Annotated in this window: 22 protein-coding genes and 4 tRNA genes; 22 read left to right on the forward strand and 4 right to left on the reverse strand. The window is 68.5% G+C overall.

What is annotated here, in order from left to right; genetic code table 11:
- Positions 1-34: 34 nt before the first annotated feature.
- The 4 genes from BLU77_RS06870 to BLU77_RS06885 form a co-directional block, all read right to left on the reverse strand.
- Positions 35-1,582 carry a molybdopterin-dependent oxidoreductase gene (locus BLU77_RS06870; protein ID WP_089772260.1) on the reverse strand — a complete coding sequence of 516 codons (1,548 nt, stop codon included), beginning with the start codon at positions 1,580-1,582 and terminating at the stop codon, positions 35-37.
- A 45-nt stretch (positions 1,583-1,627) separates the two neighbouring features.
- On the reverse strand, positions 1,628-3,766 hold the full coding sequence (locus BLU77_RS06875; protein WP_089772261.1) for a DEAD/DEAH box helicase: 2,139 nt from the start codon (positions 3,764-3,766) through the stop codon (positions 1,628-1,630).
- Between the two features lie 236 nt (positions 3,767-4,002).
- Positions 4,003-4,074: transfer RNA gene (locus BLU77_RS06880), tRNA-Val, on the reverse strand.
- Positions 4,075-4,148: 74 nt separating this feature from the next.
- A complete protein-coding gene (locus BLU77_RS06885) occupies positions 4,149-5,258 on the reverse strand; it encodes a chorismate-binding protein (RefSeq protein WP_089772262.1) in 1,110 nt (369 codons plus the stop codon).
- Positions 5,259-5,357: 99 nt separating this feature from the next.
- On the opposite strand from BLU77_RS06885, the gene BLU77_RS06890 reads away from it, so the two are divergent.
- The 22 genes from BLU77_RS06890 to BLU77_RS06995 all read left to right on the forward strand — a co-directional run bounded on the left by BLU77_RS06890 (position 5,358) and on the right by BLU77_RS06995 (position 24,963).
- Positions 5,358-5,430 (forward strand) — tRNA-Gly (locus BLU77_RS06890).
- 48 nt (positions 5,431-5,478) lie between these two features.
- Positions 5,479-5,549: transfer RNA gene (locus BLU77_RS06895), tRNA-Cys, on the forward strand.
- A gap of 7 nt (positions 5,550-5,556) precedes the next feature.
- Positions 5,557-5,631, forward strand: a tRNA-Val gene (locus BLU77_RS06900).
- Between the two features lie 192 nt (positions 5,632-5,823).
- A complete protein-coding gene (thrS, locus tag BLU77_RS06905) occupies positions 5,824-7,854 on the forward strand; it encodes a threonine--tRNA ligase (RefSeq protein WP_425441209.1) in 2,031 nt (676 codons plus the stop codon).
- Positions 7,851-8,396: an HIT family protein gene (locus tag BLU77_RS06910; protein WP_245708789.1), complete on the forward strand. Its 546-nt coding sequence runs from the start codon at positions 7,851-7,853 to the stop codon at positions 8,394-8,396. Before thrS ends, BLU77_RS06910 begins: the two co-directional genes overlap by 4 nt.
- The gene (gene pgsA, locus BLU77_RS06915; protein WP_175476964.1) at positions 8,396-9,034 is read left to right on the forward strand and encodes a phosphatidylinositol phosphate synthase; all 639 of its coding nucleotides are present in this window, start codon (positions 8,396-8,398) and stop codon (positions 9,032-9,034) included. The genes BLU77_RS06910 and pgsA overlap by 1 nt, the downstream gene beginning before the upstream one ends.
- Positions 9,035-9,039: 5 nt before the next feature.
- On the forward strand, positions 9,040-10,002 hold the full coding sequence (locus BLU77_RS06920) for a phosphatidylinositol mannoside acyltransferase (protein WP_245708704.1): 963 nt from the start codon (positions 9,040-9,042) through the stop codon (positions 10,000-10,002).
- The gene (locus BLU77_RS06925; RefSeq protein ID WP_089772264.1) at positions 9,999-11,177 is read left to right on the forward strand and encodes a glycosyltransferase family 4 protein; all 1,179 of its coding nucleotides are present in this window, start codon (positions 9,999-10,001) and stop codon (positions 11,175-11,177) included. The genes BLU77_RS06920 and BLU77_RS06925 overlap by 4 nt, the downstream gene beginning before the upstream one ends.
- Positions 11,174-11,785, forward strand: a complete 612-nt coding sequence (locus BLU77_RS06930; RefSeq protein WP_089772265.1) for a hypothetical protein — start codon at positions 11,174-11,176, stop codon at positions 11,783-11,785. Before BLU77_RS06925 ends, BLU77_RS06930 begins: the two co-directional genes overlap by 4 nt.
- Before the next feature lie 9 nt (positions 11,786-11,794).
- Positions 11,795-13,066 carry a PrsW family intramembrane metalloprotease gene (locus BLU77_RS06935; RefSeq protein ID WP_089772266.1) on the forward strand — a complete coding sequence of 424 codons (1,272 nt, stop codon included), beginning with the start codon at positions 11,795-11,797 and terminating at the stop codon, positions 13,064-13,066.
- Positions 13,067-13,179: 113 nt separating this feature from the next.
- Positions 13,180-14,097 (forward strand): pyridoxal 5'-phosphate synthase lyase subunit PdxS, encoded by a 918-nt coding sequence (gene pdxS, locus BLU77_RS06940; protein ID WP_089772267.1) that lies wholly within the window; start codon positions 13,180-13,182, stop codon positions 14,095-14,097.
- 10 nt (positions 14,098-14,107) lie between these two features.
- On the forward strand, positions 14,108-14,704 hold the full coding sequence (locus tag BLU77_RS06945; protein ID WP_217632370.1) for an NUDIX hydrolase: 597 nt from the start codon (positions 14,108-14,110) through the stop codon (positions 14,702-14,704).
- A complete protein-coding gene (gene pdxT, locus BLU77_RS06950; protein ID WP_089772268.1) occupies positions 14,701-15,318 on the forward strand; it encodes a pyridoxal 5'-phosphate synthase glutaminase subunit PdxT in 618 nt (205 codons plus the stop codon). Before BLU77_RS06945 ends, pdxT begins: the two co-directional genes overlap by 4 nt.
- 62 nt (positions 15,319-15,380) lie before the next feature.
- The gene (locus BLU77_RS06955; protein ID WP_089772269.1) at positions 15,381-16,142 is read left to right on the forward strand and encodes a YebC/PmpR family DNA-binding transcriptional regulator; all 762 of its coding nucleotides are present in this window, start codon (positions 15,381-15,383) and stop codon (positions 16,140-16,142) included.
- A 69-nt stretch (positions 16,143-16,211) separates the two neighbouring features.
- On the forward strand, positions 16,212-16,811 hold the full coding sequence (gene ruvC / locus BLU77_RS06960) for a crossover junction endodeoxyribonuclease RuvC (protein ID WP_089772270.1): 600 nt from the start codon (positions 16,212-16,214) through the stop codon (positions 16,809-16,811).
- A gap of 78 nt (positions 16,812-16,889) precedes the next feature.
- Complete coding sequence (gene ruvA / locus BLU77_RS22315; protein ID WP_089772271.1) at positions 16,890-17,504, forward strand: Holliday junction branch migration protein RuvA; 615 nt, start codon at positions 16,890-16,892, stop codon at positions 17,502-17,504.
- Positions 17,497-18,525 carry a Holliday junction branch migration DNA helicase RuvB gene (gene ruvB, locus BLU77_RS06970; protein ID WP_425441210.1) on the forward strand — a complete coding sequence of 343 codons (1,029 nt, stop codon included), beginning with the start codon at positions 17,497-17,499 and terminating at the stop codon, positions 18,523-18,525. Before ruvA ends, ruvB begins: the two co-directional genes overlap by 8 nt.
- Before the next feature lie 95 nt (positions 18,526-18,620).
- Complete coding sequence (gene yajC, locus BLU77_RS06975; RefSeq protein ID WP_089772272.1) at positions 18,621-19,019, forward strand: preprotein translocase subunit YajC; 399 nt, start codon at positions 18,621-18,623, stop codon at positions 19,017-19,019.
- 51 nt (positions 19,020-19,070) lie between these two features.
- Entirely contained in the window at positions 19,071-20,939 is a 1,869-nt protein-coding gene (secD, locus tag BLU77_RS06980; RefSeq protein ID WP_089772273.1) for a protein translocase subunit SecD, read from the forward strand.
- On the forward strand, positions 20,939-22,030 hold the full coding sequence (gene secF / locus BLU77_RS06985; protein WP_089772274.1) for a protein translocase subunit SecF: 1,092 nt from the start codon (positions 20,939-20,941) through the stop codon (positions 22,028-22,030). Before secD ends, secF begins: the two co-directional genes overlap by 1 nt.
- Before the next feature lie 40 nt (positions 22,031-22,070).
- Entirely contained in the window at positions 22,071-22,613 is a 543-nt protein-coding gene (locus tag BLU77_RS06990) for an adenine phosphoribosyltransferase (protein ID WP_089772275.1), read from the forward strand.
- A gap of 40 nt (positions 22,614-22,653) precedes the next feature.
- A complete protein-coding gene (locus tag BLU77_RS06995; protein ID WP_089772276.1) occupies positions 22,654-24,963 on the forward strand; it encodes a RelA/SpoT family protein in 2,310 nt (769 codons plus the stop codon).
- Positions 24,964-24,993 lie beyond the last annotated feature (30 nt).

A 24,993-nucleotide genomic window follows, 5' to 3' on the forward strand; every position in this document is an offset into this window, starting at 1 on the left:
TGGCAAGGTCCGATGCTCGTGACGGTGGGACGCGTCACTCCACCTCGAGCGAGATCACGTGGTAGCCGGATGCCCCGTTGGGAGCTGGGGCTGCAGTCTCCGCGGTCTGCACGTCCTCGTCGTCCCATGCACGGCACCGGACCGCGTGTCGCCCCGGACTGGCATCGGCCCAGGTGAAGGACCACTGCCGCCAGGTATCGGTGGAGACCGTGGATGCGAGCTCGGCATCCTGCCACTGCCCATCGTCGATCTGCACCTGCACGCGGGTGATACCGCGGTGCTGCGCCCAGGCCGTTCCGCCGAGACGCACCTCACCCGCCGCCACGGTGGCACCGGACTGCGGAACGTCCACGCGCGAGGCGGTCTTCACCGGACCCCGCTCGGACCAGCCCCGCGGTGTCCAGTACGCCTCGTCATCGGCGAATCGAGTGACCTTCAGCTCGGTGACCCACTTGGTCGCCGAGACGTAGCCGTACAGACCGGGCACCACCATCCGCACCGGGAACCCGTGCTCGACCGGCAATGGTTCCCCGTTCATGCCGATCGCGAGCAGGGAGTCACGATCGTCGGTGAGCGCCTCCAACGGCGTGCCCGCGGTCCACCCGTCCGCGCTGCGGGAGAGCACCATGTCGGCCGAATCCTGGACACCGGCCCGGGCCAGAATGTCTCGGATCGGCAGTCCCAGCCAGGTCGCATTCCCGGCCAGGCTCCCTCCGATCGGGTTGGAGACGCAGGTCAACGTCACCATGGCCTCGGTGAGCGCCGCGTCCGCCAGCTCGTCGTAGCTGAGCGTGATCTCCTGATCGACCAGTCCGTGCACGCGCAACTGCCACTCCGACGGGTCGATCTGTGGCACCGACAGCGCGGTGTCGATCCGGTAAAAGTTGTCGTTCGGGGTGACGTACTCCGGCATTCCGTCCAGTTCGACCTGTGTCCCGGTGAGGTCGAGCTCGTCGGCAGCGCTGCTCGCCGTCTCGGTGGGTTCGGGCAATGCGAGGTCGGCGCGAGCGGATTCCACCGAGGTGCGCGTGCGGGCAACGATCGAGCCCACGCCGGCGGCGATCGCAGCACCGGCGCCGATGCCGACCGCTGCTCCGACGAAGCGGCGCCGATCAGTGCCGGAGCCTGCCGGGGCGTCGCTCGGCCGGGCACGGCGTAGCAGCAGTTCGAGCGCCCCGATGCCGGCGGCGGCCGCAACCACTGCGGGCACGATGGCGTACGTGCCCGTGTCCGGACGGCCAGCGGCCGCGAGAGCACACAGCGCAGCGAGGGCGAGCACCGCGCCCACCCCGAGGCCACGACGGCGTCCGGCCAGCAGCCCCGCGAGCGCGGCCAGACCGGAGGAAACGATCCCCATCACGACGAACAGCGCCACCTTGTCGTTCGTCCCGAAGGTCTCCACAGCGAAATCCTTCAGCCATGGCGGAGTGAGGTCGACGACGGTCGCTCCGAGGGCGGCATGCGGTGCGGCCGGGGGATCGAGCAGCACGGCCAGCAGCCAGCCCACAGCGAAGAACAATGCGCCGGCGAGCAGGCCCACCAGGGCGAACCGGCGGGTCGGTCGGGGCTTCTTCTCGCTCATGGGCCCACGTTATGCCGCAGGTGCTCGGCGCGGGCCCGGCAGATGTTACAAAGCGGAGAGCATCAGGTGCACGAGCGCGTCCACCTGCACCGTCTCGCTGGAGACAATCTCGGTGTCGGTGCCGTCGAGCGCGCGGGCAGCCAGGCTCTGCTTGGAGTCGATCAGTTCGGCGATCTTGGTGTCGATCGTGTGCGCGGCCAGGATCCGCCACGCCGTCACCGGCTCCTCCTGACCGATCCGGTGCACGCGGTCGATCGCCTGCTCCTGCTCGGCGGCGGTCCAGGACAGTTCCGCGAGCACCACGTTCGAGGCCGCGTGCAGGTTGAGGCCGACGCCCGCGGCGAGGAGCGAACAGACCGCGACGGAGACTTCGGGGTCCTTCTGGAACGCATCGATCGCCGACTGGCGAGCTCGTGCGGACTGGTCGCCACGGATGGAGACCGTCCGCAAGCCTGCCTCGCCGAGCACCCGCTCTGCGGTGTCCATCACATCGAGGTGCTTGGCGAAGAAGACCACCTTGCCCACCGAGTGCACGAGCTGGGCGGCATAGTCGGCAGCCACTGCCGCCTTCGCCTGTCCGATTCGGCGCACCATCGTGAAGACGTTCTCGCCGTCGGCCGTGGGCGAACTGGACTCCATCTCGGCCCGTGCCACCCGGCGCATGAGCTCGAGGTCCGGCCCGGCGTTCGGGTCGTACCCACCGGTACGGGACTCCAGGAGGCGCCGGTAGCGGGTGACGAGCCGCTGTGCCAACTCGCGTTCCGCGGCACGGATCGACTTACCGACCTCATTGTCCAGCTCGACTGGAAGGTCGGCCACCCGCTTGGCGGGGAGGTCCTTGGCCACATCGGTCTTGGTGCGGCGCACGATGCCCAGATCGATGACGGCGGTCCTGGCCTCGGGATAGAAGCCGCGGTCTGCCGGCGTCTGACCGGTGGCCTCGAGCCTGCGGGTCAGGGCAGGGGAGGGCTGCTGGCCATCGGTCCAGCCGAGGAACTGCCAGATGGCGTTGAAGTCCTCGACGTCGTTGATCAGCGGGGTCCCCGTGAGCGCCATCAGGAGCGGGTTGTTGCCCGGACTGCGCTCGCGGATCTGACGGGACAGGTTGAGCACGTGCTGGGAACGCTGCGACGTGAGGTTCTTGATGAAATGGGCTTCGTCCACGACCATCGAGCGGAAGCCGAGCGTGGCCAGCCAGGCCAGGTGCCGGTCCAGCACCGCGTAGTTCACTACGAAGACGTCGGCGAAGGCGTCCAGATCACGTCCGTCGCCATGGATCACGGTGACGCGGCGCTGCGGGGTCCACCGTTGCACCTCACGTTCCCAGTTGATCTTCACCACGTTGGGAACCACGGCGAGCATCGGGTACGCCTGGGCCACAGAAGCGGCCAGCACCGACTGCGCCGTCTTCCCGAGACCGGGTTCGTCAGCGAGGAGGAAGGTGCGGTGCCCGCGGCGTACGGCTTCGAGGAACCGGGCCTGGTGCGGCATCAGATCCAGACCGGCGGGGGAGAAGAGGTCGCGCTTGGGCGCTGCCGGCAGCGCCATCGTGGCAGCACCACCACCGGCGCCTTGTTCGAACGCCCGGTAGAGCGGGTCCATCAGGTCCCACCCGGAGAGATAGCCGGCGCCCTCGGCGGGAGCCCTGCTGCTCAGGTCTGGCTCCAAGAACGGGTTCGCACGTACGCGGGCGCGCACCTGAGTCGGCACGACCTGCCGGGCAGCCAGCTCGTCCGGCACCACCGTCGCCTTGCGCTGCACCGGTGACTTGATGGTGAGCTCTTCCTCGCTCAGCTCGACCCCGGACTCGATCAGCCACTCGTTGCGCATCCGCTGCGCAGCGGCGGAGGGTTCGCCCTGCGGGTCGAGCAGGGTGAGCAGCGAGGTGTCCTGGGCGGCAGTGCGCGCCAAGATGGTGGCGACACCGTCGAGCCGCTTGAGCACCTCCGCGCGCGCCGCATTGCCCAGGGACGCATCGGCCTTGATCCGGGCGCGCTCTTCGCGCACCAGCAAGGCGATCACCTGGAACTTGATCCGGTTGGTGGGACCGACCTTGCCCTTGACGGACTTCGCTTCGACCTCGCGGACGCGCCGGGCCAGGATCGGCAGGATCGGCGCAGGGTCGTTGGCGCGCGAGGTCCGCCGACCGGATCGGTTCGACGTACGGGGGCCGGCTGACGGCAACGTGGTCCTCCTGAGCAGGCACAACGGACGCAGAATCAGCGATGCTGCCCTGCGCACTCTTCTACGCTCCTGGGGCCCGGCCGGCCATGTGACGAGCACGTCCACGAACCGGTATGCCCTCGGCAACGCGACAACGGATCGCTCGATGGAGCGCCTGCGCGCACACCGAGGTCCGCTGAGTCGGGATGCAGATGAACCTACGGCGCCGCCATGCTGGCGACGCCGTCTGACCCCGGTGGGCGATACTGGGTTCGAACCAGTGACCTCCTCGGTGTGAACGAGGCGCTCTACCGCTGAGCCAATCGCCCGGGTGTCTCACCGCTCACGGTGTGACGGTAGACGATGCTAGCACCGCTTCGAGGGCTCGCGTGCACACGGCGGTTCACCTGCTTGCCAGACCGAGCAGCCGAGCCGCCTTCAGTTCGGTCTCAGCCCATTCGCCGGCCGGGTCGCTGCCCCAGGTGATCCCGGCACCGGTGCCGAAGGCCAGGGTGCCGGCGGACCACCAGAACGTGCGGATCCCCACAGCCAGGCGGGCGGTGCCGCGATCAGCGTCGATCCATCCGATCTGTCCGCAGTAGGGCCCACGTGCGGCCGTCTCGAGCTGGCTGATGAGGCGCAGCGCCGAGGACTTCGGCGCTCCGGAGACGCTGCCTGGCGGGTGGGTGGCCGCGAGGATCGCCGGCCATCCGGTAGCGTCGAGGGCCGGATCCCGCATGAGCTCTCCGCGTACCCGTGAGACCAGGTGCACCAGCCCGGGATGCTTCTCGGCGCGCAGCAGATCGGTCACGGTCACGGTGCCAGGGGCGCAGACCCGCTGGAGGTCGTTGCGCACCAGATCCGTGATCATGACGTTCTCGGCACGGTCCTTCTCGAGCAGGGCGTCCTCGTGTGCGGCCGTTCCCTTGATGGGACCGGAGAGAACGTGGCCGTCAACGACCTCGACCGACAGCTCGGGCGAGGCGCTGACCACCCAGGAACCCGGGAGGTCATCACCGCCGGGTATGTCCAGCAGTGCCGCGTAGGGAGCGGGGTTACCGTGCGCGAGTCGCACGGCCAAGGGGGCTGCGTCCGGGCGCTCCGGCAACGGTGCGGTGAGGACACGGCAGATGTTGGCCTGGTAGACCTCGCCCTCGCGGATGGCGGCGCGCACCCGTCGAACGGCGTTCGTGTACGCGGGGCGGTCCATGGAGGAGGTCCATGTGCGCGAGTCCGGACCGCGCCAGGTGCCCGCGTCACGCACCACCCGGGGGGATCGCACGACGTCGGAGAACCGCCATGCGTGCACGTCACCCTCGAACTCGGCCACCACGGCCCACCAGCCCCCGCGCGCCAGCGCGTCGGGCTCACGGGAGAGGTTCGCGTACTCGGCGACCCCGTCGGCGTGCACTCCTCGAAACCACGCTCGCCCGGGCCACGGCACGGCATGTCTCGCGCCTACGGGGGACCGCTCCGGTAGCCCGGAGGTGCTGCGGTCGGGGTGCTGTGGCATGGACCACACGCTAACCACCCCGGTGCGATTTGTACGTCTCCGACTGTGTGGGTTAAAGTCTCATTCGCAACCGAACGCACGAGGTGCGTAAGGATGCATGCGGATGTGGCTCAGTTGGTAGAGCATCACCTTGCCAAGGTGAGGGTCGCGGGTTCGAGTCCCGTCATCCGCTCGGAGGCGGTGGCCCATGTTGGAGACGGCGGGTCTCACGTCGTCACCCGGTGGGTTGGCCGAGAGGCGAGGCAGCGGCCTGCAAAGCCGTATACACGGGTTCGAATCCCGTACCCACCTCGCACGCGGGCGATTGGCGCAGCGGTAGCGCGCTTCCCTGACACGGAAGAGGTCACTGGTTCGATCCCAGTATCGCCCACCAGCACAACGAAGAGCCCCGGAGCGTCTCGACGCACCGGGGCTCTTCGTGCGTCGGGACGGCCCTGTCCTCGCGTGCCGGTCCAGCCCTTCGATCGGGCGAACTGAGTGCGACTCGCGGGAGCCGGCGCCGCCGCCTCCGAATTGCGTTCCAGGACACGGCCCAAGAGTGGATACGATCGGGAGCGTCCATCTGATGTCCATCCTGGAGTTCCCCGTGCCCGAGATCACCCTCCGTGTCGACGACTCACCGCGATCGGTCCCGGTGGGCACCACGGGCACGGACCTCTTCGGGAACGAACGGGACGTGGTGGCTGTCCGGGTCGACGGTGAGTTGCGGGACCTGGACGCCGACATCAGCGGCGCCGAGGCTGTCGAGGCCGTCCGGCTGGACAGCGCCGATGGGCTCGACATCCTGCGGCACTCGTGCGCGCACGTCCTGGCGCAGGCCGTGCAACACCTCGATTCCGGTGCTCGGCTCGGGATCGGTCCGCCCATCACCGACGGCTTCTACTACGACTTCGACGTCGAGACCCCGTTCACTCCGGACGACCTCAAGACCCTGCAGAAGACCATGGCCCGGATCGTGAAGGAAGGCCAGACTTTCCGCCGTCGAGTGGTCACCGAGGACGAGGCACGCACCGAGCTCGCCGAGGAGCCCTACAAGCTGGAGCTGATCGGCCTGAAGGGCTCCGGCAGCGATGCGAGCGCGGCGGCCGAGGGTGCCGGTGCCGAGGTGGGTGCCGGTGACCTGACCATCTATGACAACTTGCGTCGAGACGGCTCTGTCGCCTGGAAAGACCTCTGCCGCGGCCCGCACCTGCCCAGCACCAAGCTGATCGGCAACGGCTTCCAGCTGATGCGCAGTGCGGCCGCGTACTGGCGGGGCAGCGAGAAGAACCCGCAGCTGCAGCGGATCTACGGCACTGCGTGGGCGACCAAGGACGATCTGCGCACCCACCTGGAGCGGCTCGCCGAGGCCGAACGTCGCGACCACCGCCGCCTCGGTTCAGAGCTGGATCTCTTCTCGTTCCCGGAGGAGATCGGTTCCGGCCTGCCGGTCTTCCATCCCAAGGGTGCCATGGTGCGGATGGAGATGGAGAACTACTCCCGCCGACGGCACGTCGAGGCGGGGTACTCCTTCGTCTCCACCCCGCACGTGACCAAGGGGCACCTGTTCGAGACCTCCAAGCACCTCGAGTGGTACGCCGACGGGATGTACCCGCCGATGCGGGTGGACGAGGAGCGCGACGCCGACGGCACGGTGACCAAGGCCGGGCACGACTATTACCTGAAGCCGATGAACTGCCCGATGCACAACCTCGTCTACCGCTCCCGTGGCCGGTCCTACCGGGAGCTGCCGCTACGGCTGTTCGAGTTCGGGCACGTGTACCGGTACGAGAAGTCTGGCGTGGTGCACGGGCTCACCCGTGCTCGTGGTTTCACCCAGGACGACGCGCATATCTACTGCACCCGGGAACAGATGAAGGACGAGCTGGGATCCCTGCTCACCTTCGTGTTGGACCTGCTCAAGGACTACGGTCTGGACGACTTTTACCTGGAGCTGTCCACCCGGAACCCGGACAAGTGCGTCGGAGACGAGCAGACCTGGGAGGAGGCCACCCGCACCCTCGCCGAGGTGGCCGAGGCCTCGGGCCTGGACCTGGTCCCCGACCCCGGTGGTGCCGCGTTCTACGGTCCGAAGATCTCTGTGCAGGCCAAGGACGCGATCGGGCGCACCTGGCAGCTGTCCACGATCCAGCTCGACTTCTTCGAGCCGGAGCTGTTCGAGTTGGAGTACACCTCCAGCGACGGCTCCCGCCAGCGGCCGGTGATGATCCACCGCGCACTCTTCGGTTCCATCGAGCGTTTCTTCGGGGTGCTCACGGAGCACTACGCGGGCGCCTTCCCGCCGTGGTTGGCCCCGGTTCAGGTCACCGCGATCCCGGTCGCTGAGGTGTTCGACGACTACGTCGCCGATGTGGTCGCACAGCTCACTGCTGCCGGTGTACGGGCTGAAGCGGACTTCAGCGACGACCGGTTCAACAAGAAGATCCGCAACGCCACCAAGCAGAAGGTGCCGTTCGTGCTGATCGCCGGCGGTGAGGACGCCGACGCCGGCGCCGTCTCGTTCCGGTTCCGGGACGGGAGCCAGCGCAATGGCGTACCGGTGGCCGAGGCGGTGGCGCTCGTCCGGGATGCGATCGAGCAGCGCGTGCAGGTCTGAGGGTGGAGGCCGCCGACGCGTTCCCCGGTGCACCGGACGGGTACGACCGCCTCTGGACGCCGCACCGGATGGCGTACATCGCGGGGGAGTCCAAGCCCACCGATGACCGGCCGGGTCCCGGATGCCCGTTCTGCGCCGCCCCCGAGCGGGGGGACGAGGAGGGGCTGGTGGTGCATCGCGCTCGGCACAGCTACGTGGTGCTGAACCTGTTCCCGTACAACCCCGGTCACCTGTTGATCTGCCCCTACCGGCACGTGCCCGACCTGGTGGAGATGTCGGTGGCTGAACGCACGGAGCTCATCGAGCTGACCGAGACGGCGATGCGCACCCTGCGCGGGGCGAAGAACCCCAGCGGATTCAACCTGGGGATGAACGCTGGAGTGATCGCGGGCGCCGGGGTGGCTGCGCACGCGCACCAGCACGTGGTGCCGCGGTGGTCGGGAGACGCCAACTTCCTCCCGATCGTCGGGCGTACCAAGGCGTTGCCGGAACTGCTCGAGGACACCCGTCGCGAGCTCAGTGAGCATTGGGGGAGGCACTGATGGTGCTGGGCAGGCGCGGGCGTGGCCTCACGAACGCGATGTTCGGGCCGTTGGCGCGCGCTCTGGTGAGCGCCGGCGTGAGCCCCAATGCGGTCACGGTGGCGGGCGCCGTCGGCGTGGTGACGGCGGCCCTGTGGTTGTTCCCGACCGGTCACCTGGCCGTCGGTGCGGTGGTGATCGGTCTGCTTGCCCTGACGGACTCGGTGGACGGGCTGATGGCGCGGGAACGGGGACAGACGTCCGATTTTGGTGCTTTCCTCGACTCGGCCCTGGACCGGGTCTCCGATGCTGCGGTCTTCATCGGGCTCAGCTGGTACCTGGTGACGACGGCCCCGCCCGCCTGGCAGCTGCCGGGTCTGGCCGCCGGGACGGCCTGCCTGGTGCTCGGCATGCTCGTCTCCTATGTACGTGCACGAGCGGAGGGCTTGGGATTCACCGCCAAGGTGGGTATCGCTGAGCGGGCGGACCGGCTCATCGTGGCGCTGGTGGCGACCCTCGCCGTCGGACTCGGCCTTCCGGATGCCGTGCTGGTGGTGACCTTTGCCGTGCTGGCCGTGGCGAGTGCGGTCACGGTGGTGCAACGCATTCTGACCGTCCATCGGCAGAGCCGACGCGCCGGGACCGGAGAGCACGGATGAAGCGGATGGACCCTGCCCGACTGTTCGCCCTGGCCTGGCGAGTGGTGCCGCGGTTGCCTGGCACCCTTGCACGCGGGATCTTCGATGCGGTGGCGATCGTGGCGCACGCGCTGCGGGTGCCCGGCGTGGTGCAGCTCGAGCGCAATCTCGATCGTCTGGTTCCGGGGATGGACCGGCGCCGGCTGCGCAGGCTCAGCCGTACCAACATGCGCGCGTACATGCGGTATTACTGCGAGGCGTTCCAGCTGCCCGCCATGTCCGAGACAGAGGTAGACGCGCGGGTGCGATCCACCGGGCACGAGCGCGTCGCCGCGCAGACGGGCGCCGGTGAGACGGTGGTGCTGGCCCTGGGGCACGCGGGGAACTGGGATCTTGCGGGGGCCTGGGCGAACCGGCACCTCGGCACCGTGGTCACAGTGGCGGAACGGCTCGAGCCGGAGGAGCTGTTCGCCGAGTTCGTGGCATTCCGGGAGTCCCTCGGGATGGTGATCGTCCCGTTCGACCGTGGCGGCGGTGTGTTCCGTCGTCTGCTCACTGCCTCCCGGCGTCCGGGGGTGGTGCCGCTGCTGGCGGACCGGGACCTCTCCAGCGCGGGCGTGGAGGTGGAGGTGGGTGACCACACCGTGCGGGTCGCACCCGGTCCGGCGGCATTGGCGCTCGCCCGGAACCTGCGCCTGGTGCCTGTGCTCATCCACCACGAACGCCTGTATGGAGCGCGGCGCAAGGTGGCGCGCAGTCCTTGGGGGATCCACATCCACTTCCTCGAGGACGTGGCCGCCCCGGACCGCGCCGAGTATCCGGACAGCCAGGCGCGGGTGTCGGCGTTCACCAGGGAGTGGTTCAGCCGGTACGCCACGGCGCTGGCACGGGTGCCGCAGGATTGGCACATGCTGCAGAAGGTGTACACCACTGATCTTGATCCGGAGCGGCTGGCTCGGGCCCGCGCGGCGGGCGGTGACACTCGATGAAGGTCGGTCTGGTCTGCCCGTACTCCTTCGATGCCCCGGGCGGCGTGCAGTTCCACATCCGGGACCTCGCCGAACGGCTCATCGCGCACGGTCACCCGGCCTCGGTGCTCGCACCCGCCGAGGAGGGCACCGAGGTGCCCGAGTACGTGGAGTCGGTGGGTGGGGCGGTGCCGGTCCGCTACAACGGGTCGGTCGCCCGGTTGGCGTTCGGTCCGGTGGCGGCTGCGCGCACACAACGGTGGCTCGCCGCCGGTGACTTCGATGTGCTGCACATTCACGAGCCGTTCGCGCCGTCTGTCGGACTGATCGCTCTGCGGCTCGCGGAGGTGCCGGTGGTAGCGACCTTTCATTCGGCGCAGGAGCGCTCTCGTGCGATGCAGCTCGCCTACCCGCTGGTCCGTCCGGGGCTGGAGCGGATCAGCGCACGTATCGCGGTCTCCGAGGACGCGCGCCGGACCGTCGTGGAGCACCTGGGCGGAGACGCCGTGGTGATCCCGAACGGTGTGAACACGCGCACCTTCGCCGGGGCTCCGCGAGAACCGGCCTGGCAGGGGACGCCCGAGGCGCCCACGATCGCCTTCTTGGGGCGGTTGGACGAGTCCCGCAAGGGGCTTCCGGTGCTTCTCGGTGCCGTCGAGCAGATCCGGAAGCGGCATCCGGGAGCACGATTCCTCGTTGCTGGCCGCGGTGACCTCGACGGTGCGCTGGCCGGCCTGGGGGAGCATGCTGGGGCGGTGGAAGGTCTCGGTGGCATCTCCGATGCGGAGAAGGCTGCATTGCTGGCTTCGGTGGATGTGTATGTGGCACCGCAGACGGGCGGTGAGAGTTTCGGCATCGTGCTGGTCGAGGCGATGAGCGCTGGGACCACGGTCGTGGCCAGCGACCTGTCCGCGTTCCGCCGGGTGCTCGACGATGGTGGGTCCGGCTTCCTGTTCAGCACCGGCGACTCCGAGTCGTTGGCGGATACCGTCTGCCGGGCGATCGAGGATGTCACCGAGCGTGACGCGCGCCGCCGGTACGCAGCGTCGGCGGTGATCCGCTTCGACTGGGACGAGGTGGCCGCACGAATTCTGGACGTCTACGCGATGGTGCAGCAGTCGCCGGAGGAGCCGTCGGCGCCGAGCGCGGGCCGCCGCATGCTCGGCCGGATCTTCGGCAGAGGAGATACACCGTGAGCGCGGCGGAAGTGGCACTGATCGTGATCGCCGTCCTGGCGGTGGTCACGCTGGTGCTGGTGAGCATGGCTCGACGGCTGGATCGCCTGCACCGGCGTGAGGGGACTTCGCGCGCCACGTTGGAGGCCCAGCTGGTGCACCGCGCCGAGGCCTCGATCGCCTTGGCGGAGTCGGGGTTGCTGGATCCTGCCGGGGCGCTGGTGGTCGCCGATGCCGGGTGGCGTGCCGCGGTCGAATCGGACCGCCTGGTGGGTGAGGATGCCGTGGGGGAGCATTCCGTGGCCGCCGCCGAGTCGCGTGGCCTCGTCGAGAGCGAGCTCACTCATGCCTTGCGTGCCGCGCTCGGCACCGAGGCCGATCAGGTGCGTCTGGCTCAGGAGCCAGACGGCGCAGCCTTGCTCGCGAGGCTCGCTCACCACGTGTATCGGGTGCAGCTGGCGCGCCGGTTCCACAATGACGCCGTGGTGCAGATCCGCCACATCCGTGCCTCGCCGGTGGTGCGCACGTTCCGTCTCGCGGGGCGCGCACCCTTGCCTCGCCCCTTCGAGATGGACGACGACCTCCCTGTCCACGACCCGGGACCATCCTCGACTGCCGCACCCTCGTAGGCTGGGCCCATGCCGCACCAGTATCCCCCTGCGTACCGCCCCGGGTCGGCGGGGCGGTCGGCAACCTCCAGCGTGGTCGGCGGCATACAGCCGACGCCGGACCACCGGCCGAGCGCACTCGCTCACCCTGGCACGGTCCCGGCTGGCGGTGCTGCCGCTGGAGCCGGGGCAGCTCAGGTGTGGGTGCCGGGACGACGCTCGGGGAACCGATTCGTCTTTCAGTTGGTGGTGTCGATCGTCGGAGGCCTGGCGATGCTGGTGGCGATCGGGTACATCGCGCTCGCCACCGGACTGGGGAACACCTCGGTGGGGTTCGTGCTGGCGCTGATCCCGTTGGCGATCGTGCTGCTGGGCGTTCGCTGGCTGGACCGGTGGGACCCGGAACCGATGACGATGCTGCTGATGGCTCTGCTCTGGGGTGCCGGTGTCGCGGTGCTCAGTGCGTTGGTGATCAACACCACGGCGATCATGCGGATCTACGAGTCCACGCAGGACCCGACCATGGCCGAAACCTATGGTGCGGTGTTCGTCGCCCCCATCTCGGAAGAGTTGGTGAAGGGGCTGGGGGTCCTGCTGATCTTCCTGGTGCGGCGCCACCATCTGGATGGTCCGGTGGATGGTGTGGTGTACGCAGCGACCATCGCGGCCGGCTTCGCGTTCACGGAGAACATCCTGTACTTCTCCCAGAACGCGGCGCTGGTGGGTGAGGTCTTCGTGCTGCGGGGGATCTTTTCCCCGTTCGCGCACGCCTTGTTCACCTCCTGCATCGGGCTCGCGATCGGGCTGGCCGCGCGGTCGCCTCGGACCGTGATGATCGTGCTGGCGTTCCCGCTCGGACTGCTCGGCGCGATGGCGCTGCACGCGTTGTGGAACGGCAGTGCTGCCCTGGCCGGGAACTTCTTCGCGGTCTACCTGCTGGTGCAGGTCCCCCTGTTCCTGGCCACCGTGGGGCTGTTGTTCTGGTTGCGTCACCTGGAGGCCCGGGTGATCCGCACCCGGCTGGGGGAGTACGCCGCGGCGGGGTGGTTCGCCCCGCACGAGGTGGACATGCTGGCCTCGTTGCGGCTGCGCAGCCAGGCCAAGACCTGGGCGGCTGCGCTCGGTGAACGGGCCAAGGCGGCGACGGTCGCCTTCCAGCGGGACGCGACCACGCTGGCCTATCGTCGGCAGAAGCTGCGCGCTGGTCGGTCCACGCGTGCTGAGCGCACCGAGGTCGAGCTGCTTCAGGCAATCACCGAGGAACGACGGACAGTCGCCGACGTCGCTGCGGCCCGCCAGTGACGGGCCGGTTCGCGCGCATCTGAGACAGGGCCGGGCGGTTGCGGCGGGGCCACTAGACTGGGGGTTGTCTCGCGGCTCCGTGCCGCCGTCCGCCTGCCCTGAACGAGGTCACTGTGTCTGAGTCAACGACGCCCCCATCCACCACTGAGACCGCACGCGGCACGGCCCGCGTGAAACGAGGCATGGCGGAGATGCTCAAGGGCGGCGTGATCATGGACGTCGTCACCGCCGAGCAGGCGAAGATCGCCGAGGACGCGGGTGCGGTGGCCGTGATGGCCCTGGAGCGCGTGCCGGCCGACATCCGCGCCCAGGGAGGCGTCTCGCGGATGAGTGACCCGGACATGATCGACGGGATCGTCTCCGCCGTCTCCATCCCGGTGATGGCCAAGGCGCGGATCGGGCACTTCGTCGAAGCACAGGTCCTGCAGAGCCTCGGGGTGGACTACATCGACGAGTCGGAGGTGCTCACCCCTGCCGACTACGCCAACCACATCGACAAGTGGGAATTCACCGTCCCGTTCGTGTGCGGCGCGACCAACCTCGGCGAAGCGTTGCGCCGCATCACCGAGGGTGCGGCGATGATCCGCTCCAAGGGTGAGGCCGGCACGGGCGACGTCTCGAATGCCACCACGCACATGCGCCAGATCCGTCAGGAGATCCGACGGCTGCAGAACCTGCCCGAGGACGAGCTGTACGTCGCGGCGAAGGAACTGCAGGCGCCGCTGGAGCTGGTCCGCGAGGTCGCCCAGGCGGGCAAGCTCCCGGTGGTGCTGTTCACTGCTGGTGGGATCGCGACGCCGGCGGACGCCGCCATGATGATGCAGCTGGGCGCCGAGGGCGTCTTCGTCGGCTCGGGCATCTTCAAGTCCGGAAACCCGGCACAGCGCGCCGCCGCGATCGTGCGGGCGACCACGTTCTTCGACGACCCGGCCCAGGTGGCCGACGCCTCGCGCGGGCTCGGTGAGGCGATGGTGGGCATCAACGTCGACGACGTCCCGGTGCCGCACCGGCTCGCCGAGCGTGGCTGGTGACCAGCCGGGCGTGACCGGTTCCAACCTCGGCCCGGACTGGTACCGGTTGCCCGACGGGACAGCGTTCCGGAGGGCGGCCCGGGTGGTCGTGTTCGACCCGGCGGGGCGGGTATTGCTCGCCCGCGGCCATGACGCCGATCAGCCGGAACGGTCCTGGTATTTCACCATCGGGGGCGGCATCGAGCCCGGGGAAAGCCCACGGGAGGCGGCTGCCCGAGAACTGACCGAGGAGTCCGGACTGGTGGTGGACCCAGCCATGCTCGTGGGCCCGGTGCTCACCCGCGAGGCCGAGTTCGACTTCTTTGCCGAGACCGTCCGCCAGGACGAGGTGTTCTTCCTCGCTCACGTCGACACGGGGCTGACCATCACCACCCACGGTTGGACCGCCGTCGAGCGCGGTTTCATGGATGAGGTGGCCTGGTGGGACCCGGAGGACCTCGCTGGTGTGACGGTGGAGATCTTCCCGGCCGAGTTGCCAGACCTGTTGCGTCGCTGGCGTGCCGGGTGGGACGGGACAGTGCTTGCCCTCGGTCTGCAGCACGAGGGTGTGGCGATCGACGGATCGTCAACGCCACCCGTCGACGGCGATGGGCAGGTCCGGCGGTGAGCGCGCCGGTGATCGGGGTGCTCGCCCTGCAGGGAGACTTCCGGGAGCATCTGAGTGCCCTGGAGAGGTGTGGCACACGCACGGTCGGGGTACGCCGCCCCAGCGAGCTGGCCGACCTTGACGGTCTGGTGGTGCCGGGCGGTGAGTCCACCACCATCGACAAGCTGCTGCGCCGGTTCGACCTGATGGCGCCCTTGCGTGAACGCATCGCGAGCGGTCTGCCGGTCTACGGCTCGTGCGCCGGGATGATCTTGCTGGCCGACCGGATCCTGGACGGGATCGAGGGGCAACAGACGATCGGTGGCCTGGATGTGACGGTGCGCCGGAACGCGTTCGGACGGCAGGTGGACTCCTTCGAGGAGGACCTGCATGCACCTGCCCTGGGCGCGACACCGAGCGATCCACCGATGCGAGCTGTCTTCATTCGCGCTCCGTGGGTCGAGACCGCCGGTGACGCCGTCGAGGTCCTCGCCACCGTCAGCACCGGACCCGCGGCGGGTAGGATCGTGGCAGTACGTCAGGGTGCGCTGATGGCGACGGCTTTTCATCCCGAGATCAGCGGGGACGCGCGCGTCCACCGCGCTTTCGTCGATCTGGTCGAAGCGCACCGCTGAGTCACGCGCCACGTAGGGCACCCGAACTGCGTGGCACACGAACTGATGCGAGAGGTGTACACATGTCGGGTCACTCCAAATGGGCGACGACCAAGCACAAGAAGGCAGCGATCGATGCCAAGCGAGGCAAGCTGTTCGCCAAGCTGATCAAGAACATCGAGGTCGCGGCACGTACCGGTGGTGCCGACCCGGCGGGGAACCCGACCCTGTACGACGCCATTCAGAAGGCTAAGAAGTCCTCGGTACCCAACGACAACATCGAGCGGGCGCTGAAGCGCGGCTCCGGTGACGAGGCCGGCGGCGCCAACTACGAGACGATCATGTACGAGGGGTACGCGCCCGGTGGCGTGGCTGTGCTGGTCGAATGCCTCACCGACAACAAGAACCGTGCGGCCTCCGATGTCCGTGTGGCCTTCACCCGTAACGGCGGGTCCTTGGCTGACCCTGGCAGCGTCTCCTACCTGTTCACCCGCAAGGGTGTGGTGCTGGTCTCCAAGACAGACGGGCTCACCGAGGACGATGTGCTCGCAGCTGTCCTGGACGCCGGTGCGGAGGAGGTCAACGATCTCGGGGAGACGTTCGAGGTGATCAGCGAGGCCACCGACCTGGTGGACGTGCGGACTGCCTTGCAGGGTGAGGGCATCGATTACGACTCAGCGGAGGCCCAGTTCGTCCCCGCCACACAGATCGAGGTGGACGTCGACGGCGCCCGCAAGGTGTTCCGGCTCATCGAGGCACTCGAGGACAGTGACGACGTGCAGAACGTGTTCGCGAACGTCGACGCCTCCGACGAGGTGCTCGCCGCGCTCGACGCCGACGACTGAGCCCCGGCCGACGGGCGTCCACGGGTGTCGGTCGACGGCATGGCCGGCGGCGCCTGGGAGAGTGGGTGAGTGAGTTTTCGGATCCTCGGCATCGACCCCGGCCTGACCCGGTGTGGTCTCGGCGTGGTTGACTCCGGCCGTGGACGCGACCTGCGACTCATCGATGTGCACGTGGCCCGTACCGCACCCGACGATGAGCCCAGTGCACGGCTGCATGCAATCGCGGACGAGATCGACGCCTGGATCACCCGGCTGGAACCGGATGCGATGGCCGTGGAGCGGGTGTTCGCCCAGCACAACGTGCGCACCATCACCGGGACCGCCCAGGTGGCCGGTCTGGCAATGGTGGCAGCGAGCCGTGCCGGTGTCCCGGTCGCCCTGCACACGCCGAGCGAGGTGAAGGCCGCGGTCACCGGGAACGGCCGCGCCGAGAAGGCGCAGGTGCAGGAGATGGTGCGCCGTCTGCTCCATCTCGAGAAGGCGCCCCGCCCGGCCGATGCGGCCGACGCACTCGCCCTGGCGATCACGCACGCGTGGCGAGCGCACGCCGTCGGATCGGTGCACTCCTCCGGTGGGGCGAAGCAGACGGCGGCACAACGCGCCTGGGCACGAGCGGAGGCGCAGGCGCAGTCGGCGGGTCGCGCGCGATCGACCGTGCGGAGCCGGTAGCCTCGTCCTCGTACAGATGTTCGCGTCGTGCGGACGTCGGTCCCGATGCCATTGATCGTCCACGGAAGGAAGGCCTCCATGATCGCGTCGGTGAGCGGTCGTGTCGCGCACGTCGGTCTGGATGCCTGCGTGCTCGAGGCAGGCGGGCTCGGGTACCGCGTGCACGCGACACCGGGAACACTGGCCGGCCTGCGCGATGGGTCCGAGGCCACCTTGGCGACCTCCCTGGTGGTGCGCGAGGACTCGATGACGCTGTTCGGCTTCGCCGACGCCGAGGAGCGTGACGTCTTCGAGCTGGTCCAGACCGTCAGTGGCGTCGGGCCACGGCTGGCCCTGGCGATGCTCGCCGTGCACAGCCCGGACGACCTACGCCGTGCGGTGGCGACCGAGGACCTGAAGGCGCTCACTCTGGTGCCCGGTATCGGGCAGAAGGGAGCGCGGCGGATCATCCTCGAGCTCGGCGATCGCCTGGGCCCGGCGGCAGACGGTTCACCCGTCGTGCCGGCACCGAGCACCGGCGGGGGCGCCGCTCGCACGGATGTGGTGGCCGCGCTCACCGGGCTGGGCTGGGCGGCCAAGCAGGCAGAGTCCGCCGTGGACGCCGTGCTCGCCGAGGAGTCCAGTGCAGGCGCGGACACGGGTGCGGTGCTCCGCGCCGCTCTGCAGCACCTCGGTGGTGGTAGCCGTGGCTGAGCACGAGGACCACCTGCTCGCGGCCGAGGCCGACGAGCTGGACCGCGCGGCTGAAGCGGCGTTGCGGCCGCGGCGGCTCGACGAGTTCATCGGTCAGCCGGTGGTCCGCGACCAGCTGTCCCTCGTGCTCGACGCCGCCAATGCGCGTTCCAAACCGCCCGACCACGTGTTGCTCGCCGGTCCACCCGGGCTCGGTAAGACGACCCTGGCGATGATCATCGCCGGCGAGGTGGGCGGTTCGCTGAAGATCACTTCAGGTCCGGCCGTTCAGCATGCCGGCGACCTGGCGGCCATCCTGTCATCGGTGCAGGAGCAGGATGTGCTCTTCATCGACGAGATCCATCGATTGGCCCGGCCCGCCGAGGAGATGCTCTACCTCGCGATGGAGGATTTCCGGGTCGATGTGGTGGTGGGCAAGGGACCGGGGGCCACCGCGATTCCCCTCACCTTGCCGCCGTTCACGGTGGTCGGTGCGACCACCCGGTCCGGACTGCTGCCTGCACCGTTGCGCGACCGGTTCGGTTTCACCGCTCACATGGACTTCTACTCCGAGGCAGAGCTCGAGCTGGTGCTCACCCGCTCGGCCCGGCTGCTCGGCGCGGAGCTGCAGCCCGAGGCCGCCACCCAGATCGCCTCTCGCGCACGCGGAACGCCACGGATCGCGAACCGGCTGCTGCGCCGCGTGCAGGACTGGGCACAGGTGCGTGGCACGGGGGCCCTCGACCTGGACGCCGCGATGGCGGCCCTGGACGTCTTCGAAGTGGACCGACGGGGGCTGGACCGGCTTGACCGAGCCGTCCTGCGCGCCCTGTGCGAACGCTTCGGGGGCGGTCCCACGGGCCTGACCACGGTGGCTGTCGCCGTCGGGGAAGAACCGGAGACGGTGGAGACGGTCGCTGAACCGTTCTTGGTGCGGGAGGGGCTCATGGTGCGTACGCCACGTGGGCGCGTCGCGACCGCGGCGGCCTTCAGCCACCTCGGTCTCACCCCACCCACCTCACCCGGGATGCTCTGGGAATGAGGTGTAGTTGGTGGCCCGGAACGGGTCACCTACAATCAACCGGACCGTAGTCTTGAAGAAGACCTGCCTTCTCACTCGCTGGAGCGTGCCTGCTCATGGATCCCACATTCCTGATCATCCTCGTCGTCGGACTGGGTGCTCTGCTGTTTCTCAACTGGCGCACGCGCAAGCAGCAACAGGCGAAGCTCTCCTTCCGGGACCACCTGACCGAGGGCCAGGAGGTGCAGACCATCGGCGGACTGATCGGGACGGTCGTGGCGATCGATGGCGACGTGGTCACCCTCGAGTCGGGACCGGGCACTCAGCTCAAGTTCATCAAGGCGGCTCTGGCGCGCCTGATCGAGGATGACGCGAGTGACGACGCTGAGCAGACCGATGACGCGGTGGAGCCCGAGGACGAGGGCTCAGCGCCCTCGAGCACGGACGATCCGCGCAATCCAGCGTTCGAGACCAGGGACGAGCTCAAGGACATCCGGCGCGACGACCGGATCTGAGTTCTCATCGCCGCCGGACGTGAGTTCGGCGCCTGCTAGGAAGAAGTTCGAGTGGCTACACGCAAGCGGGTGCACCCCGTGCGCACATTGATCTACCTCGTCGTCATCCTGGGCCTGGTGTACGGAGGCTTGTTTGCCTCCGCCAGATGGTCCGACGGCGACCTGACGCCGGACCTCGCCCTGGACCTCGAAGGGGGGACGCAGCTCATCCTGCAGCCCACTGCAGAAGGCGGTGAGGTCACGGATGAGCAGATCGAGGAAGCGATCCGCATCATGCGCCAGCGCGTGGATGCCAGCGGGGTGGCTGAGGCGGAGATCTCCAGCCAGGGTGGCGAGAACATCGTGGTCGGCCTGCCGGGCAATCCCAGCCAGGAGACGCTGGACCTGGTGCGGCGCAGTGCGCAGATGAAGTTCCGGGTGCTGCTCACCGAGGCCGGGCCCGGTCCGATCGACCCGTCGGCGCTGGAAGCCGCCGACGATCCCGAGGCGGAACCGGCGGACGAGCCGGCCGATCCGAGCCAGTTCACCGACGCCGAGATCGAGGAGGCGGCGCGCACCGCCGCCGATCAGGACGGCGACGGCGAGCTCTCCGCGGAGCCTGCGACCGAACCCACCAGCGCCTCGGACACGGCGTGGATCACCGAGCAGGTGCTCTTCGACTTCTACACCCTCGACTGCACCGACCCCGCGAACCTGGCCGGTGCCGGTGGCGACGATCCGGACGCTCCCCTGGTGGCATGTGCTGAGGACGGTACGGCCAAGTACATCCTCGGCCCGTCCGAACTGGCAGGCACCGAGATCGCCACCGCGAACTCGGGCCTGAAGACGAACGAGCAGGGCGTGGTCACGAACGAGTACATCGTGCAGATCACCTTCACGAACGCCGGTGGCGAGGTGTTCGCGGACATCACCGAGCGACTCGCTGGGCTGGCCAGCACCGGGCAGAACCGGTTCGCCATGGTGCTGGACCGCCTGGTCATCTCGGCCCCCAGCGTGAGCCAGCCGATCCCGGGTGGTGAGGCATCGATCGAGGGGAGTACAGCCAGCCCGTTCACCCAGGAGGAGACCCAGGGGCTGGCCAATCAGCTGAACTTCGGCGCACTCCCGATCACCTTTGAGGTGCAGAGCCAGGATCAGATCTCCGCCACGCTCGGCGCTGAGCAGCTCGAACGGGGGGTGCTGGCCGGGCTGATCGGACTCGCCCTCATCGCCGTGTACTGCCTCGTGCAGTATCGCGGACTGGGTCTGGTCACCGCGGCGAGCCTGCTGATCGCAGGACTCATCACGTACGGGGCGATCACCGGGCTCTCAGAGTTGATCGGATACCGTCTCTCGCTCGCAGGGGTGGCGGGGCTGATCGTCGCGATCGGTATCACGGCCGACTCCTTCATCGTGTACTTCGAACGCATCAGGGACGAGGTCCGTGAGGGCCGGCGCCTGGAGGACGCGGTTGAGCTCGGCTGGGCACGGGCACGGCGCACCATCCTGGCCTCGGACGCCGTCAACCTGCTCGCTGCTGTCGTGCTGTACTCCCTGGCCGTCGGGGGAGTGCGTGGCTTCGCGTTCACCCTGGGGCTGACCACCTTCATCGACATCATCGTGGTGTTCCTGTTCACCCACCCGGTGATGCAACTGCTGGTGCGGACGAATTTCTTCGGCAATGGCCACCGGCTCTCCGGACTCGATCCGGAACACCTCGGTTCCAAGGTGCCGCTCTACCGCGGCCGGGGCCGGGTACGCAGCGCATCGGAAGCCGGTACCCCGACCATCGCTGAACGTCGGCGGGCCGCCGAGAGGGCGGCCCGGGCCGAGCGTGAAGCGGAAGAATCCGGTTCCGCCGGCGATGGGGACGGTCACGGTGAGGACGCGATCGAGACAGAAGCTTCCGCGGGTGCGGGAACCAAGGACGGTGAGCGGTGATGGCAAGCTTCGCCAGGTTCGGCAACGACCTCTACACAGGCAAGCGTTCCTATGACATCGTCGGCCACCGTCGCCGGTGGTTCACCGCCGCAGTGATCCTGGTGCTGCTCTCGGCGCTCGTGCTCGGGGTGCGTGGGCTCAACGCCGGTATCGAGTTCACCGGTGGCTCCCAGTTCACCGTGTCCGGAACGTCCACCCCGGAGGAAGACCTCGCGCACGACGTGCTCTCCGACGTCGGGACCGAGCATGTCGCTCGGGTGACCATCGTGGGTGGCGACACGGTGCAGGTACAGACCGAGCGCCTCAGCGATATCGAGACCACTGAGACGGCTGCTCAGCTCGCCGATGCCTACGGTGTACCCACCGAGGACGTGACGTCCTCGTTCGTCGGCCCGAACTGGGGACAGGATGTCACCGCCAAGGCGTTGCAGAGCCTGATCATCTTCCTGGTGCTCGTGAGCGTCGTGATGGCGCTGTACTTCCGCCGGTGGACGATGGCGGTGGGCGCCCTGGTGGCGTTGCTGCACGATGTGATCTTCACCGTGGGCATCTACGCGGCGATCGGGTTCGAGGTCACCCCGGCCACCGTGATCGGCTTCCTCACCATCCTCGGCTACTCCCTGTACGACACGGTGGTGGTCTTCGACAAGGTGCGCGAGAACACGGCTGAGCTCGACGAACAGACCCGGTACACCTACGCCGAGGGCGCGAACCTGGCGGTGAACCAGACGCTGGTGCGCTCCATCAACACGTCGGTGGTGGGTGTGCTCCCGGTGGCTGCCATCCTGTTCATCGGCGCGCTCCTGCTCGGTGCCGGGACCTTCCGGGACATCGCGCTCGCGCTGTTCATCGGCATGATCGCTTCGACGGCATCGTCGATCTTCATCGCCACCCCGTTGCACGCCTTGCTGGAGTCACGCCGCCCGCACATCCTCGAGCACACAGCGCAGGTGGAGGCGCGTCGGGAGGCGGTGGTGGCGCAGGCCCGCGAGCGTGACGAGGAGCCGGAACTCATCGGGACCGGCGGCCTCGTCGCCGGTGCCCACCAGGGCCAGCGTGCCCAGCCGCGTCGCAAGCGAGGCCGGAAGTGACACATCTGCGGTGGGCGAAGCCGGACACGAGCACCACGGCATGAGTCCGCTGCCCGTACCGACCGGCCTGCAGCAGCTCATCACCGCGCGAGTCCGGTCGGTCCCGGACTACCCGACACCGGGGGTGGTGTTCCGCGATATCACCCCGCTGCTCTCGGACGGCACGGCGTTCTCCGCCGTCGTGGGCCACCTGGCAGACACCTTCGGCGGTGAGGTGGACACCGTTGCCGGTGTGGAGGCGCGGGGGTTCCTCCTCGCAGCCCCGCTCGCCGCTGTCCTCGGCTGCTCTCTGGTGGCGGTGCGGAAGGCGGGCAAGCTTCCGCCGCCCGTGCTGCGGACCAACTATCACCTGGAGTACGGAGAAGCGAGCATCGAGCTGTCTGAGGGCGCCGTCGCAGCCGGGGCCCGCGTGGCGGTGCTCGATGACGTGCTGGCCACCGGCGGCACCGCCGCGGCCACCTGCGAACTGCTGGAACGTGCGGGCGCCACCGTGACCGGTCTCGGGTTCCTGATCGAGCTGGCTGCGTTGCGTGGCCGGGAACAGCTGATCGGGCGCGTCGTCCATCCCTTGGTGAGCTACTGAGAGGCGGCGAACGGCCGCCGTCGGCGCGTAGCATGGCCTCATGAGTGAGGACCTCGCGGCGGATCGGGGGGCGAGCACTGAGGTGACGCCTCCGGCGCGAGTGCGCTCACGCCTGGTCCGGTTCGGCGGACGCGGATCGGCGCCTCCAGCAGCGATCGATCCGCTGATCCAGGTGGTGCGCAGCAACCACCCCAAGGGGGACCTCAGCCTCATCGAGCGTGCGTACCGGGTGGCCGAGCGCGCGCACACCGGCCAGATCCGCAAGAGTGGCGACCCCTACATCACGCACCCGGTGGCCGTGGCCACGATCCTGGCCGAGCTGGGCATGACACCCCCGACCCTCGCGGCGGCCCTCCTGCACGACACGGTGGAGGACACCGACTACTCGCTGGACGACCTGCGCCGCGAGTTCGGCGAGGAGATCGCCGTGCTGGTGGACGGCGTCACCAAGCTCGACAAGGTCACCTACGGTGAGGCCGCCCAGGCTGAGACGGTCCGCAAGATGGTGATCGCGATGGCCAGGGACATCCGGGTGCTCGTGATCAAGCTCGCCGACCGCCTGCACAACGCCCGCACCTGGCGTTACGTCTCGGCCGGCTCGGCCCAACGCAAGGCGCGTGAGACGCTCGAGATCTACGCGCCGCTGGCGCACCGTCTCGGGATGAACACGATCAAGTGGGAGCTCGAGGACCTCTCCTTCGCCACGCTGTACCCGAAGGTCTATGAAGAGATCGTGCACCTCGTGGCCGAGCGTGCACCGGCACGCGAGGAGTTCCTCTCGGTGGTCCGTACGCAGGTGACCGAGGACCTGCGTGGTGCGAAGATCAAAGCGACGGTGACGGGGCGCCCGAAGCACTACTATTCGATCTATCAGAAGATGATCGTGCGTGGCCGCGACTTCGCCGAGATCTATGATCTCGTGGGTGTACGCGTACTGGTGGACTCGGTGCGCGACTGCTACGCCGCACTCGGAGCGCTGCATGCGCGATGGAGCCCGGTGCCGGGGCGGTTCAAGGACTACATCGCGATGCCGAAGTTCAACATGTATCAGTCCTTGCACACGACGGTGATCGGTCCGACGGGCAAGCCCGTGGAGATCCAGATCCGGAGTCATGACATGCACCGCCGTGCGGAGTACGGTGTGGCGGCGCACTGGAAGTACAAGGAGAACGCACGCGCCGGCGCCCGGACCAGTTCTGAGGCCGATGCCATGCCGTGGTTGCGTCAACTGGTGGACTGGCAGCGTGAGACGGCCGACCCGGGGGAGTTCCTGGACTCGCTCCGCTTCGAGATGTCCGGTGCCGAGGTGTACGTGTTCACCCCCAAGGGTGACGTGCTCGCCCTCCCGGGTGGTGCCACCCCGGTCGACTTCGCCTATGCCGTACACACCGAGGTCGGTCACCGCACGGTGGGCGCCCGGGTGAACGGACGACTGGTTCCGCTCGAGTCCACCTTGGACAACGGCGATACGATCGAGGTGTTCACCTCCCGTGCCGAGGGGGCCGGCCCCAGCCAGGACTGGCTGGGATTCGTGAAGAGCCCACGCGCACGGAACAAGATCCGCTCCTGGTTCAGCAAGGAACGCCGCGAGGAAGCGGTGGACTCCGGGAAGACCCTCATCGCCAAGGCGATGCGCAAACAGAACCTCCCGATGCAGCGCCTGCTCAACCACAACACCCTGGTGGCCGTCGCCGACGAGATGCGCTACACCGACGTGACGGCGCTGTACGCCGCCGTCGGTGAGGGACATGTGTCCGCGGCGAACGTCGTCAACAAACTGGTCATCTCACTCGGCGGCGAGGACGGGCAGGAGGAGGACCTGGCCGAGATCACCCGTCCGGGAACCACACGGCGCACCCGCGCCGGGGACCCGGGAATCATCGTCCGGGGCATGGACGTCGGCGACATGTGGACCAAGCTGGCGAAATGCTGCACGCCGGTCCCCGGCGACCCGATCGTCGGGTTCATCACCCGTGGAGCGGGGATCTCGGTGCACCTGGAGGACTGCTCCAACGTCGAGGGCCTGCGGCGGCAGCCGGAGCGGATGATCGACGTCGAGTGGGCGCCCGGGGTGCAGAGCGTGTTCCTCGTGCAGATCCAGGTGGAGGCGCTCGATCGCAACGGTCTGCTCTCCGATGTGACCAAGGTGCTCTCCGACAACCACGTGAACATCCTGTCCGCGAACGTTGCCACGTCCCACGACCGGGTCGCCATCTCGAAGTTCGTGTTCGAGATGGCCGAGCCGTCGCACCTCGGCCACGTGCTGCGGGCTGTGCGCAACATCGACGGCGTGTTCGATGTGTTCCGTACCACCGGTTCCCGCGCGGAGAAGCAGGTCAGCAGCTCCTGAAGCCTCCGCCACCGTGCCACGTGAACGGCG

Origin of the sequence: Ruania alba (assembly GCF_900105765.1) — a bacterium.
Classification (GTDB): Bacteria; Actinomycetota; Actinomycetes; order Actinomycetales; family Beutenbergiaceae; genus Ruania; species Ruania alba.

Coding starts and splice junctions, on each gene's coding strand:
- BLU77_RS06925 (WP_089772264.1), top strand. CDS start 9,999: ATGAAGGTCGGTCTGGTCTGCCCGTACTCCTTCGATGCCCCGGGCGGC.
- ruvA (WP_089772271.1), top strand. CDS start 16,890: ATGATCGCGTCGGTGAGCGGTCGTGTCGCGCACGTCGGTCTGGATGCC.
- thrS (WP_425441209.1), top strand. CDS start 5,824: ATGTCCATCCTGGAGTTCCCCGTGCCCGAGATCACCCTCCGTGTCGAC.
- BLU77_RS06920 (WP_245708704.1), top strand. CDS start 9,040: ATGGACCCTGCCCGACTGTTCGCCCTGGCCTGGCGAGTGGTGCCGCGG.
- yajC (WP_089772272.1), top strand. CDS start 18,621: ATGGATCCCACATTCCTGATCATCCTCGTCGTCGGACTGGGTGCTCTG.
- BLU77_RS06955 (WP_089772269.1), top strand. CDS start 15,381: ATGTCGGGTCACTCCAAATGGGCGACGACCAAGCACAAGAAGGCAGCG.
- BLU77_RS06995 (WP_089772276.1), top strand. CDS start 22,654: ATGAGTGAGGACCTCGCGGCGGATCGGGGGGCGAGCACTGAGGTGACG.
- BLU77_RS06870 (WP_089772260.1), bottom strand. CDS start 1,582: ATGAGCGAGAAGAAGCCCCGACCGACCCGCCGGTTCGCCCTGGTGGGC.
- BLU77_RS06885 (WP_089772262.1), bottom strand. CDS start 5,258: ATGCCACAGCACCCCGACCGCAGCACCTCCGGGCTACCGGAGCGGTCC.
- BLU77_RS06935 (WP_089772266.1), top strand. CDS start 11,795: ATGCCGCACCAGTATCCCCCTGCGTACCGCCCCGGGTCGGCGGGGCGG.
- pgsA (WP_175476964.1), top strand. CDS start 8,396: ATGGTGCTGGGCAGGCGCGGGCGTGGCCTCACGAACGCGATGTTCGGG.
- BLU77_RS06990 (WP_089772275.1), top strand. CDS start 22,071: ATGAGTCCGCTGCCCGTACCGACCGGCCTGCAGCAGCTCATCACCGCG.
- secF (WP_089772274.1), top strand. CDS start 20,939: ATGGCAAGCTTCGCCAGGTTCGGCAACGACCTCTACACAGGCAAGCGT.